The sequence below is a fragment of the Acinetobacter vivianii genome (assembly GCF_014635885.1).
Lineage (GTDB): Bacteria > Pseudomonadota > Gammaproteobacteria > Pseudomonadales > Moraxellaceae > Acinetobacter > Acinetobacter vivianii.
On record NZ_BMDR01000001.1, the window covers coordinates 117284 to 130525 of the forward strand.

Below are 13242 nucleotides of genomic sequence, written 5' to 3' on the forward strand. Positions count from 1 at the left end.
AAAACCAAGAGAAACGCTAGAAATCAGCCTTAAAAATTAAAGAATGTACTTAATCTTGATCAATTGGACGCGTATTCGTTCACAGTCTTTCAAAAAAACAGTATGCTTAACAGGCGAAAAGGAGCATACATGTATCAAGTACTGGCAAGAAAATACCGTCCACGTAATTTCAATGAGTTAGTGGGGCAAAACCATGTTTCTCGTGCTTTAACCAGCGCACTGGAACGCGGCCGTTTGCACCATGCATACTTGTTTACGGGTACGCGTGGCGTTGGTAAAACCACAATTGCCCGTATTTTAGCCAAATGCTTAAACTGTGAAACAGGTGTAACATCGACGCCGTGTGAAGTATGTACCACATGTAAAGCGGTGAATGAAGGCCGCTTTATCGACTTGATTGAAATCGATGCGGCATCACGGACCAAAGTAGAAGATACCCGTGAGTTACTCGACAATGTTCCTTATGCACCAACGCAAGGTCGTTTCAAAGTCTACCTGATCGATGAAGTACACATGCTTTCAACGCATTCATTCAATGCCTTGTTAAAGACTTTGGAAGAGCCGCCTGAACATGTCAAATTCCTGTTTGCGACCACAGATCCACAAAAATTACCGATTACTGTCATCTCGCGCTGCTTGCAATTTACCTTGCGTCCTTTGGCCGTCGATGAAATTACAGAACATTTAACCGCGATTTTAAATAAAGAACATATTGAAGCGGATCAGGATGCGATTTGGCAAATTGCCGAGTCTGCACAAGGCTCTTTACGTGATGCATTGTCATTAACGGATCAGGCGATTGCCTATGGTCAGGGCGCCGTACATCATCAAGATGTCAAAGATATGTTGGGCCTGATTGACCGAACTATTATTTATGACCTGATTTTGGCGATTCATCAAAATCAGCAAGCACGCGTGAGTCAATTGCTATTGCAATTTAGACAGCAAGCTCTCGATGTGTCTCTGGTTCTGGACCAACTGGTTTCAACCTTACATGAACTTGCTTTATTGCAATATTTACCAGATCTTGCACTAAAATATAGTGAAGAAATCAATCAGAAAATTTTGCAGCTTTCGAAGTCAATTTCTGCTCAGGACTTACAGCTTTATTATCAAATTGCCTGCAAAGGGCGTGCTGAGCTACAACTTGCGGTGACGCAAGAGCAAGGCTTTGAAATGACGGTATTACGCTTGCTTGCGTTTAGACCGATGAGCTTAAATGAAGTCACTGTAAGTGCAACGCCAGTTACCCAGATTGCAGCACTAGCAGTTCAGCAACCAGTACAAAATTTAAATCCAGAAAATCAGCTTGCAGTTCAGCAAGAAGCAGTTAGTGTTGAACCTGAACCTGAACCTGAACCTGAACCTGAACCTGAACCTGAACCTGAACCTGAACCTGAACCTGTTGCGCAAAATTCAGATAGCAATTTGATGGTGTTTGATGCAGAAGCGGGTCAGTTGATCGGACTGGAAAATTCAGCACAGACAGAAGTTGTTCAATCGAGTATTACAGATTCGGAAGACGTTCTGATTTTCCCAGTTGAAGAGAATACTGAAACAGCGCTGTCAGTAGATGAGTTGCCTCTAGAATCACAGCCTGTGATGGCGACAGAACAAGCTGTTACTGTTATCGATGAACCAGTGGCGGAAATCGCTGTTGAGTTACCAGCGAATGCGGTTGCTTCTACTCAAGAAGATTTGGGCAATTTAATGCCGCAAGATATTCTTAAGTTGAGTGAGCAGAGCTTGGAAGGCGAATGGAATCTGGAAAAATGGGAATACTGGTTTAGAACCAGCCAGCTTTCGCCTGCGGTGCAAGAGTTGGCACAACATGGCATTATGCAAGGCCAGATCAATGGCGCATCTATCTTCCTGATTCCTCAGGAATATGAAGGCATGCTGTCACAGTTACAACATGGTTTGGAAGATGCTTTAAAAGCACAATGGCCTCAAACATATTTTAATGTGCAATATGGTGCGGTGGATTCAAACACGCCGTTGTTGATGCAAAATCAACGTAAGCAAAAAGCATTTAATCGTGCCGTCGAATTGCTACATCAGGAACCGACCATCAAGAGCTTGGTCGAAACCTTTGATGCAGAATTGCATAATATTCAATTGAAACCTTAAGTATTAATAAAAAGGCAAAGATTAATCGCTTTGCTTTTTTATATTAATTTTATTCACTCGGCAGCAAATATTGCTCAAGGACTTCCCGCATTGCTGGAGGAATAGCAGTACTTTTTCGATGTTCACGATCAACAAATACATGCACAAAATGCCCTTGTGCTGCTGCTTGAGGCTGACCCTGTTTAAAAATTGCCAGCTCATATCTAAGCGATGAGTTGCCAATTTTTCCTATCGCTACACCAACCTCAACCATTTCGGGGAATGAAAGTTCCTGTAGAAAGCTACATGCTGAATCGACCACTAGACCAATAATTTCACTGTTGTGAATGTTAAAACCCGTTTTTTGAATCAGCAATGAATTGGCAGCTGTATCGAAATAACTATAGTAGGTCACATTGTTGACATGACCATAGATATCGTTATCAGCCCAACGGGTCTGGATCGGAAAAAAGAATTTAAATTGTTCTCGTGTTTTTAAAATGGGTTTACTCATGCATAAATCGCCTGATAAATCTGTAAAGCATCTTGTTCGGTCATTTCTCTTGGATTGTTTTGCAAGAGTCGGGTTTGCAGCATGGCATCTTTAGCCAGTTGAGCAAGCTTGGCCTCTGGAACATTCAGATCTTTTAATTTTAGAATCAGGCCACTTTGATCTAGATGGTTTTGCATATGATCAATAAACAAATCACATAAGCCATCTGTACAGCCTGTACTTCGTGGATCTAAGAGTTGCATTAATTCCGCATAATGCTGTTTGGCTTTGGGTGCATTAAATTTTAATACCTCGACCAGTACCAATGCATTGGTATGTCCGTGTGATAGATGGAAATGTCCACCAAGTGGATAGGCGAGGGCATGTACGGCACCTACTGGTGCATTGGCAAACGCCTGACCTGCCAACATTGAACCAACTAACATATTCTGGCGCGCTTCCAGATCAGCACCATTCTTGAGAACTTTAGCCAGATTATGATTCAGTAATTTCAACGCATTTTTCGCCAGCATATCGGCATAAAAGTTCTTTTTAATATTCGAGGTATAAGCTTCAATGGCATGAACCATTGCATCTATGCCTGTTGCCGCCGTGATATGTGCAGGAAGTCCCTGTGTAAAAGTTGCATCTAAAATGGCGACATCCGCATAGAGGATCGGAGAGACCACGCCCATTTTGGTGGTTGCACCTGTGGTGACAATCGAAATCGGGGTAACTTCAGAGCCTGTACCTGCGGTGGTTGGTATCAAGATAAGTGGTAAACGTGGTGCTTTGGCTTGGTTGACACCATAGATTTCACTGAGCTGCTGTTGCTGCTCTGGGTGTGCAAGCAAAGCAATGATTTTGGCAACATCCATTGAACTGCCACCGCCAAACCCTAGGATGACATCGATCTTTTCTTGCTTGGCAAAATCTACGGCTTCTAAAACGATATGTTCGGGCGGATCAGCCTGAATATCTGAATAGATGATATGCGCCAAATCAATCTCTTGTAAAATATCAAGAATCGGCTGATGCAACTGATGCTGAATAATGCCTGTATCGGTCACGATCAGGACTTTATGATAATTATGTTGGGTTAAAATATTTTTAAGTTCTTGTATAGAACCTAGACCCGCAATGATGTTGGGAACGGTTTGAAATTGAAACGGGTTCATACATACATCCTTATTTTTTCATCATAAATACTATATTTCTTATCGTGTGACGATAGGTCATTGCTCAAATAAATTAACATAAGATGCCCTTGAAAAGTGTAATTTTGAGCTGTTGATACCATTCCCAGTAATGTATAAATATTTAGATAGTTTATTATTCAAACTATTGAAAATAATAATGAATATTGTTTTTTCTTGTGCTTAAAACTTTTTGATGTTCCATGTGAATTTTACTCTGAACATATCCCGAGCCTTAAATACTTCGAATACATCGTTTGAGTCGCTAGTTATTTTTATTATTGGAAAATATTGCAGTTTTAATCAGGTAAAAGGGAAGCCCGCCGCTGGAAGATTATTGATGAATGAATATTTTTAAAATGATAGATAGCTTTATATCCTTTAACCATAAAATGGAGGATATTGATCAAAGACTTCGGACGCAGCTTAGGCTTCTTCTGGCTGAAGTAACTTACATCCACAAGAAAGTGAGTCATGAATACGTGCCACTGATCTACCACCAAGCTGAGTTGTAGAGTCACCTGTGATGATAATCGAAACACCAGTATGCTTCGGACAGGTTGCTTCATCCCCGATACATGCAATTGCTTGACCATTGACTAAAAAATTACGATTGCCTGTGATGACTTTACCACCACCAGTTGTGGGACACCCTACAACGATATATCGAGTTGGCATATAAAATTTACTCACGGCAGCGATTTACCGTGCTATTTTATTAAATAAAGACAGTTCTGTCTATTGACCAGTCAGTCTAAAATATTTATTTAATATTTCTTCTAATCCATCCTCTGACAAGTGAGTAAATGGTTAGGGTTGTATAACTTAAATTGATAAAAATATATAAATGAAAAATGCCAATTTTGAGGATTGGCATTTTCAAGAATGATCGGAATATCTCTATTTAGAAAATACCGATCCGTTGTTATTTTATCTATTATTCAGATTTTGCATCGTTTCAGCATCTAGAAGTTCACGGATACTTTTAAATAAAGGGTGTTTATCTGTATATTTCTCACCATAGGTGAGGTTAAATTCATAATTAAAATCATCAGGGTTGATGCCTTGATTATGCTGAAGAATCGTTTCAAGCTTATCTAACGCTTTTACTGCGATCGCTTCTTGGGTTTGTCCCGCTTCGTATTCTTCCCAGAGACCGAGTAATGAACTTCTCAGCGGCTCATCTAATGATTGAGTAATTTGAAGTAGGTCATTGCGTTCTTGTACATCTTTATTGGGATAATTCTGTTTTTCAATTGCAGGAACATCACCACTCAGTGTTTCACCTAAATCATGTACCAGACACATCTTTAGGACTCTTGAAAAATCTAACTCTTTTAATTCATCTTCAAAAACTAATGCGAGTAGAGCCAATCTCCAGGTATGTTCAGCAGTACTTTCATTTCGACCCTTGGAGGTATGAGAGCTACGCATTACATTTTTTAAATTCTCAGCTTCTTTTAAAAATAATAAGCGGCCTTGAATCGTTTCAGTTTTCATTAAAGTTTCCTATTAGCATCAAAATTTTAGAATTTTTTGACCGAGGAATGGACTGATTTGCTTGGAAGGGCGTGTGTGAGTTTAGCAAAAACAACGCTTTCTAAAAATAATAGATTTTAATGTTTTGGTAATCACCATTAAAGATTCAGAGTTGAGTGAAGCTTTTGATAATTGATATGTCATTTCCATTCATCCTTAATTCCAAAAAAGTACATATTCATAAAGAATTTTCAATAATGATCAACACGATTTCCTTTCAAATCAAAGCAATTTTTGACAAAATACGAGATGTCACAATGGTCAATTCATGCATAATGAGTTTTACGTGCGGTGCCTTTGTTTGCTGGAATTTTGCAGGCAATATTTTTATCTCCACAACATTTAAATGGTCGGAACTGTTTTGTAATGAAAACACAGTATAAAGTCTTATGTGTCTGTTTAGGCAATATTTGCCGATCTCCAACCGCAGAGGCAATTCTCAGACATTATTGTGATGCACATGGCTTGGACGTGCTTGTCGATTCAGCTGGAACCAGTAACTATCATCCCAACAAGGCGCCTGATGCACGCAGTCAGCAACATGCCACGCAGCGTGGTTATGATTTGTCTGCATTGCGTGCAAGACAAATTAACCTGAATGATTTTGTTGAGTTCGACCTGATTTTGGCAATGGATCATGAAAACTTAGATGATATTCAGGCACTCATGCAAAAAGCGTCTCAGCAATTTGGTTCAGCGCAGATCCGGGCAAAAATCGCCCTGATGAGTGAGCATGATCCTCAATTCAAGCAGCAAGCTGTTCCAGATCCTTATTATGGTGGCGCAGATGGTTTTGATCGAGTGCTGGATCAGTGTGAATCAAGCAGTAAAGCATGGGTCGATATTTTTAAAAAGCAAATAACAGCAGGGTCATAGGATTTAATTTAACATGCAAGTACAAGAGCAGGTTTCGCTTAAACATTTAAATACATTAAATCTTAATGCTATTGCTTCACATTATGTTCAGATCAATCAGCCAAATGATGTGATTGCAGCGCTGGATTTTGCTGAACAGCATCAACTCAATGTATTGGTATTGTCTGGCGGTAGTAATGTGTTATTGCCACAGCAAATACAGGCTTTGATTGTTCATTTAAATATTCAGGGCATTGATGTTGTTACTCAAGATGCGGATACGGTGACTGTTAAGGTCGGTGCAGGTCAAGTCTGGCACGACTTTGTTTTATACAGCACCCAGCAGCAGTGGTTCGGTTTACAAAATCTGGCTTTGATTCCAGGTTTAGTGGGTGCCTCTCCAGTACAAAATATTGGTGCTTATGGTGTCGAAGCAGGAGAGTTTATTGATTCTGTTCAGGTTTACGACCGTAAATTGAAACAGTTTGACTCCATTCCAGCTCAAGCTTGTCATTTTGCTTATCGTCACAGTATTTTCAAAGATGATCCAGATCGTTACATCATCGTGAGTGTCACTTTTAAACTGCTGAAAAAAGCGGATCTCAGATTGAATTATGGTGACTTAAAGCAAGCTGTGGGCGATGAGCTTAACGCAGAAAATTTGCAAAATCAGGTCATCCTTATTCGTCAAAGCAAGTTACCAGATCCGAAAGAATTCCCGAATGTGGGAAGTTTTTTCAAGAACCCGATCTTGTCCCAAGCTGAATTTGACAAAATTACTCAACAATTTCCTAACATACCGCATTATCCACAGCCGAATAGCAATGTTAAAGTGGCAGCAGGCTGGTTGATTGACCAAACGGGCTGGAAAGGTAAGCAATTAGGGCCAGTTGGCATGTTTCACAAGCAGGCTTTGGTTTTGGTCAATTATGCCGATGCAGCACTGACGGATGTAAAAAATACCTATCAGGCTGTACAAAGTGATGTAAAACAAAAGTTTAGTATTCAGCTCGAACCTGAACCTGTGTTATATAGTGAACACGGTTTGATTCAAGCGCATAGTGGATGAGGAGATTTATGGCTAAAGTGCATTGGATGGTCAGTTTAGTACGAGTAATTACCATATTATTTGTGCTATTGGGCTGTTTTGTACTTTTTTTATATTCACCTTTTTATTCACAACTGGTGGTTAAAGGGCTCAACCGCTTTGTGCCTGTAGATGTGAATGAGGTCGCAGCACAAAGCCAAAAACCCGCAGCTTTGAGTGAGCATGAGACTTTAGAACCTGGTTCGAATCTGTGGATTGCACGACAGGCTTATCTCAAGTTGATGGAAAGATCTTTTCAGTCAGAGAAATCTGAAGATTTAAGACTGATTCAGGCACGTTATAAATTGCTGCAAGAGCTGATTGCTGAGGAGCAGGAAAAAGAAAGTGCTGAAGAAAAGAAGCAACCGAATATTCCCTTGATGGGTGAGCGACCTGATCAGGATCAGGCAAGTTCAGCAGTCACCATTACAACGCCATTAGATTTTCTGCAGTGGAATACACCGGATAATCAGGCTTTGATGGGTAAATACATTGCTTTTTTAGAAACTTATCCAATCGAATTACCTGTCAATGAAGATGATAAAGACGAGACCAATAAAGATCTGATTGAGCTGAAAAAGAATAAAGATGGTACACCTGAACCACAAAATATTTCTCAGCCAAATGCCATTGTTGTGCTGGGCGGCGGTTTAACGCTGGGCGCAAATGGTAAAGATATCGTGGTAAACAATTACACCCGTTTGCGTTTGGAAAAAACGCTTCAGGTCGAGCAAAAATATGCTTTGCCTATCGTGTTGAGTGGTGTTGAAGCGCCTTATATGCAGGCGTGGTTAAAAGAGCGTGGCATAGAGGCAAAACTTCTTGAAAATAGAAGTATGAATACCTGTGAAAACACCAGATTCAGCTCTTTATTGCTACAAAAGAAAGGTGGGGCGCCAACGGTGATCCTCATTACCGATGAATATCACATGCCTCGTACCCGCCGTTTATTTGCCTTAAGCGGTATTGAAACGGTTCCTGTCATTGCACCTATGCCAACCACTTTGACAGACTGGCGTCCTAGCGAACAAAACTATGACCACAGTCGCCGTGCAAACTACGAAATGCTGGCAACAATTCGTGATATGTTGATTGGTTCAAGTGATTGTCGAGAGATACCATAATGTCCAATATTCCATTTTTAAATCCGACAATTCTAAAACAACTGGATTTGCCTGTTCCAAATCGTGAAACCACACCGCAGGTACTGGAACCTTTGGATCTATCAGCGATAGTCGAGCCATCAAAACCATTACAGGCTTATCGCAAACTCTATGGTTTAAATTTGCTGGATTGTGAACATTGGCAAGGTTATGTGGAAATGCCATTGTTTCGTTTGCATGTGCAGGTCTTCCAGCCGAAACAGCAAAAGATTCAGGGTACCGTGTGCTTATTACATGGTTATCTGGAACATAGTGGTATTTATCAACCCATTATCAAGGAAATTCTGGATCAGGGATTTAGTATTGTGACCTATGATCTTCCTGGACATGGTCTCAGTAATGGTTCACCTGCGAGTATTCAGAATTTTGATCATTATCAGCAAGTCTTACATGCTGTTTATGATGCAGTTCGTGGTGCCAAGCAATTACCAAAACCGTGGTTGGGAATTGGGCAAAGTACGGGTGGTGCCATCTGGATGCATCATTTACTCGAATTTGCTGAACGCCGCGAAGACCCAATTGTGGATCGGGTTTTATTACTTTCTCCATTGATTCGACCAGCAAAAACGGCATGGTGGCATAACTCGGTCGGGCTGGGTATTATCCGCCGTATTAAGAGTCAAGTGCCGCGACATTTCCGTCGTAATAATCACAACCCCGAGTTTCTACGTTTTATCCGCCTAACTGATCCTTTGCAGCCTCGGATGATGGGGATGGACTGGATTCTTGCGATGTCGAAGTGGATGCTTGAAATGGAGCAGCGCCCAGCTTGCCGTATTCCGGTCTGGTTAGCGCAGGGTGCTCTCGATCAAACTGTGGATTGGCGTTATAACATTGAATATATTCGTCGGAAGTTTCGATTACAGACTTTGCTGATGTTAGAAGAAGGCTCACACCAATTGATTAATGAGCGTGCGGATATTCGTGCGGCGCTGACTGGTCTGATTCCAGCATTTTTACATGCGAAACCTAACCATTATTACTACTGATTTTACTTTTTTAGCCATTACTTAAGTGATAGAATCCCGAATATTATAAAAAATATCAATGCATTAGATATTCGGGGAAATAATGAAAAAAGGTACATTAAGGGGTTTTTGTGTCTTTATTCTGCTCTGTACTGCTTTTCCAGTTTGTGCAGAAGAGCTATATAAATGTGTAACCAATCAGGGTACAACCTATCAAAGTCGGCCATGTGCGATTCAATCCAGCCAAAAAACGGCTTGTACAGGCTCGGTTGCTGATGGTTTTACGGGTGATTGCCGTAAGATGGAGCAACAACGGCAGCAAGCCATTATGCATGAGAAAAATGCTTATACACAGGATTTGGCAAGCAATAAAACGAGAACCGTGACTTCTAGATCCGAATTTCAAAAAACCATACTTGAGTTCAGCCAATGTAAACAGCGCATTCAGGCTTTGCAGAGATTCGCCCGTTATACAGATCGTCCAGCGCAATTGCTAGAAAATAATAGTCAGCTTTATGCAGCAAGAATCTGCACTGAAGATGGCGGTATTTATTTAAGTTGCAATGCATCTACCAATACTTTGGTGACCCAGACCAGTTCCACCTGTTCATTTAAACGTTAAACATGGGTTATCTTAAGTTATTCATTTTCAAATATTAAAATAACAAGGAAATGCGCAATGAGAGCAGCATTTATTGTAATTGGGGCTATTTTCACAGTTTTCTTTTTGTTAAATCATTGCTCACAGCACGAGTTAACCTCTGGGCAAGCTGTACAGAACAATCCAGTTGAGCAACGTCAGAACCTTCTGGATCAGATTATTTTACTACAACAGCTGAAACAACATGCCTTTAAAGACTACGAAAGTATTCAGCAAACGGCCAATGCTGCAGTTCAAACCGAAGAAATGCTTGCTGCCGTCAGCAGTACTTTGTGGTGGAAACTTCGAGAGATTGTTGAGAAGCAAGCAGATGACGAGGGACAACGTTTATGGGCAAAAGCCTATTTACAGCAACTTTATGATGCCAAACGCAGAGGCAATTGTTTCCCGATTGCATTTCCTCTCTATGCTAAAACAACGCTAGATGAACGAAGAAATTTGCTGAGTGTCGCCACGCAACAACAGACCGCCGCTGCGCTTGATTATATTTTAACTCATCAAGGCACGCATTCAGTGGTAGACCGCATGCAAGCTCCGCCAGCGTGGATTCAGATTGCAGAAAAGTTAAGACAGGATTATGGGGCCGATGCGGACTTGATCAATGCGGGTGAAACTGCGCAGGACAAAAATAAACAGTGTGAAGTCGTTATACGAACTTTTGAATACATTTTATCTTTACCTGTGGAACAGCAAGGTCCTGTGGTTCGCTGGATGCTAGATCGTCATATTGCAGTGAGTGTTTTTTAAATGAAAGGATTTAGTAAAAATTCTCATCTCAAAGCTAGAATGAATTGGATTCGAGCTGTATTCATGCTGGGTGTCAGTATCATTTTAATTGCATGCGGTCAGGTGAAACATGAGCCCAAAGCTGGAGAATATGGCGAAAATCTGGTGAATTCGATCCTGTTAACTTCGAGTGAGATTCAGGCTTTAAATAAGGCCGTCATTGATAAACCGAAGGACACTTTTCAACGACCAAATGTGGGAATTAGCTTTCAGGCGGATGCAACAAAAAATCCTTATCGTTTTGTGCTTGTTGTGAAAGGTGTAACCATACAGTCTGGTGAAACCGAGTTGAAGTGGATGGGAGGTGTTCAAAGTGAGACCTCGAATGGCTATCATCCTGAAGTATTTCAGAGCAATGATCGGCATGATTATGAGGCAAATGAACCCATCTTGCTGGTGATTAGTTCAGATCCATTTTCAGTGAGTGAGTCGAATAACGGGATGAATTACGCCGTTCATGCTGAATTGATGGGAGCCACAAATATTCAATTTCAGTCTGTAGACGTACAAATCTGGCAAGGTAAGGGCTCACAGTACAATTGGACGTCTTATCTGAAATTCTTGTTGATTCTGATGATTGCAATTTTTGCTATTTATCGCTTAATTAGCCGCTAATTGTTTCTTGTATATGCCATAAAAAAGCCACTCTTGAGTGGCCTTTTTTACAAAAATTAGAAATGATTTGGGTCGGCAAGTTTCCACATGCGATAGTAGAAATTGTCTTCATCTTTTAAATCACCAAGCAACAACTCATTTTCCTTTAAGAAGAAATGGATCTGTGCATAGTTTTTAATTTCACGATCATTCATACGTTGAGCTAAATGATGCGCTTTAATTTCTGAAGGATGATTGAGGCCAGCCGCTGCGATCATTTCAGAAAGTGCATGTAGGGTGTTCTTATGGAAGTTAAAGACACGTTCTGCTTTACTTGGAACATCAATCGCTTTTTGACGGTCTTTATCTTGTGTCGCAACACCTACTGGACATTGGTTGGTATGACAGCTTTGTGCCTGAATACAGCCTACTGCAAACATAAAGCCACGTGCTGAATTGACCCAGTCTGCGCCCAATGCAAAAGTACTGGCAATATCGAAGGCGCTGATCATTTTACCACTGGCACCAATTTTGATTTGGTCACGTAACCCAGCACCGACCAGCGTGTTATGTACAAAGCGTAAACCTTCTCTTAAAGGGGTCCCAATATAGTCACTGAACTCGATTGGTGCTGCGCCTGTACCACCTTCTGAACCATCTACCACCACAAAATCAGGCACAATTTTAGTTTCCAGCATGGCTTTCACAATGCTCATAAACTGCCAAGGCTGACCGATACATAATTTAAAGCCAACCGGTTTGCCTCCAGAAAGTTCACGAAGCTGCTGGATAAAGTGCATCATTTCAATCGGGGTATTAAAGCTTGGGTGTTTAGACGGTGAAATACAGTCATGATCACGGGAAATACCACGGATAGCGGCAATTTCTTCTGTAATCTTATGCTTTGGCAAAATACCGCCATGACCCGGTTTTGCACCTTGAGAAAGCTTCACCTCAATCATTTTGATCTTTGGGTTTTTTGCCTGTTCAGCAAATTTTTCTGGTGAAAATAGACCTTGTGGCGTACGGCAACCGAAATAGCCACTGGCAATTTGCCAGACAATGTCACCACCATTTTCTAAATGGTAAGGACTTAAGCTACCTTCGCCTGTGTCATGATAAAAGTTACCTAAAGCTGCACCTTTATTGAGTGCACGAATCGCATTTGCACTCAAACTGCCAAAACTCATTGCAGAGATATTCATAATCGATGCGCTGTAAGGCTGGCTACATTGTGCATTACCAATCTGTACACGAAATGAAGCTGGGTCAGATGGCGGGCAAGGTGCAATTGAATGGACAATAAAACGGTAATTTGGATCATAAACATCAATAATTGACCCAAACGGTTTATCTGCATTTTCATTCTTGGCACGTTGATAAACCAGACTACGTTGCATGCGTGAAAAGGGAAGCGCATCCTGATCTGATTCAATGAAATACTGACGGATTTCTGGACGGACATCTTCAAAAATAAAACGGAAATGTCCCAGAATCGGGTAGTTTCTTAAAATGGCATGTTTCTTTTGCAATAAATCATGGAGACCTACCAAACTGAGTAAACTGGTGACTAACCACAGACCATTGAGCAAGGTGTCTGAAATAAAGTAATAAATACTATGTGGCGTATAAATTGTTTTGAACCACGTAATACTTAAAGCAATGAAAATACAAAGAAACCAAACAGAATGTCTTGAAAAGAAAGTGTTAAGTAATTTATGTCTTATAGCTTGTGCTGGACTAGCCATAGCCAGGAGATTCCTAAAAATAAAGCAATGGACAAACGATGCC

13 protein-coding genes are annotated in these 13242 nt (G+C 40.8%); 8 read left to right on the top strand and 5 right to left on the bottom strand.

The window, feature by feature from the left end; translation table 11 throughout:
- Positions 1-129 precede the first annotated feature (129 nt).
- Entirely contained in the window at positions 130-2130 is a 2001-nt protein-coding gene (gene dnaX, locus IEV36_RS00565; protein WP_188393540.1) for a DNA polymerase III subunit gamma/tau, read from the top strand.
- Positions 2131-2179: 49 nt separating this feature from the next.
- On the opposite strand, the gene IEV36_RS00570 is transcribed toward dnaX, so the two are convergent.
- The 4 genes from IEV36_RS00570 to IEV36_RS00585 form a co-directional block, all read right to left on the bottom strand.
- Positions 2180-2623: an acyl-CoA thioesterase gene (locus tag IEV36_RS00570; protein WP_005257208.1), complete on the bottom strand. Its 444-nt coding sequence runs from the start codon at positions 2621-2623 to the stop codon at positions 2180-2182.
- On the bottom strand, positions 2620-3780 hold the full coding sequence (locus IEV36_RS00575; RefSeq protein WP_005257209.1) for an iron-containing alcohol dehydrogenase: 1161 nt from the start codon (positions 3778-3780) through the stop codon (positions 2620-2622). Before IEV36_RS00575 ends, IEV36_RS00570 begins: the two co-directional genes overlap by 4 nt.
- Before the next feature lie 444 nt (positions 3781-4224).
- On the bottom strand, positions 4225-4476 hold the full coding sequence (locus IEV36_RS00580; protein ID WP_004771876.1) for a PAAR domain-containing protein: 252 nt from the start codon (positions 4474-4476) through the stop codon (positions 4225-4227).
- 252 nt (positions 4477-4728) lie between these two features.
- Complete coding sequence (locus IEV36_RS00585; RefSeq protein ID WP_004771878.1) at positions 4729-5298, bottom strand: HD domain-containing protein; 570 nt, start codon at positions 5296-5298, stop codon at positions 4729-4731.
- A gap of 405 nt (positions 5299-5703) precedes the next feature.
- On the opposite strand from IEV36_RS00585, the gene IEV36_RS00590 reads away from it, so the two are divergent.
- From IEV36_RS00590 to IEV36_RS00620, 7 genes are all read left to right on the top strand, one after another.
- Positions 5704-6213 carry a low molecular weight protein-tyrosine-phosphatase gene (locus IEV36_RS00590; protein ID WP_005257211.1) on the top strand — a complete coding sequence of 170 codons (510 nt, stop codon included), beginning with the start codon at positions 5704-5706 and terminating at the stop codon, positions 6211-6213.
- Positions 6214-6226: 13 nt separating this feature from the next.
- The gene (gene murB, locus IEV36_RS00595) at positions 6227-7261 is read left to right on the top strand and encodes a UDP-N-acetylmuramate dehydrogenase (RefSeq protein ID WP_005257213.1); all 1035 of its coding nucleotides are present in this window, start codon (positions 6227-6229) and stop codon (positions 7259-7261) included.
- 8 nt (positions 7262-7269) lie between these two features.
- Complete coding sequence (locus tag IEV36_RS00600) at positions 7270-8403, top strand: YdcF family protein (protein ID WP_005257215.1); 1134 nt, start codon at positions 7270-7272, stop codon at positions 8401-8403.
- Positions 8403-9431: an alpha/beta hydrolase gene (locus IEV36_RS00605; RefSeq protein WP_004771884.1), complete on the top strand. Its 1029-nt coding sequence runs from the start codon at positions 8403-8405 to the stop codon at positions 9429-9431. Before IEV36_RS00600 ends, IEV36_RS00605 begins: the two co-directional genes overlap by 1 nt.
- A gap of 82 nt (positions 9432-9513) precedes the next feature.
- The gene (locus IEV36_RS00610) at positions 9514-10032 is read left to right on the top strand and encodes a DUF4124 domain-containing protein (RefSeq protein WP_005257217.1); all 519 of its coding nucleotides are present in this window, start codon (positions 9514-9516) and stop codon (positions 10030-10032) included.
- A gap of 57 nt (positions 10033-10089) precedes the next feature.
- Complete coding sequence (locus tag IEV36_RS00615) at positions 10090-10818, top strand: hypothetical protein (protein WP_005257218.1); 729 nt, start codon at positions 10090-10092, stop codon at positions 10816-10818.
- A complete protein-coding gene (locus IEV36_RS00620) occupies positions 10819-11472 on the top strand; it encodes a hypothetical protein (protein ID WP_005257219.1) in 654 nt (217 codons plus the stop codon).
- Between the two features lie 56 nt (positions 11473-11528).
- On the opposite strand, the gene IEV36_RS00625 is transcribed toward IEV36_RS00620, so the two are convergent.
- The gene (locus IEV36_RS00625) at positions 11529-13199 is read right to left on the bottom strand and encodes an FMN-binding glutamate synthase family protein (protein ID WP_004771888.1); all 1671 of its coding nucleotides are present in this window, start codon (positions 13197-13199) and stop codon (positions 11529-11531) included.
- Positions 13200-13242 lie beyond the last annotated feature (43 nt).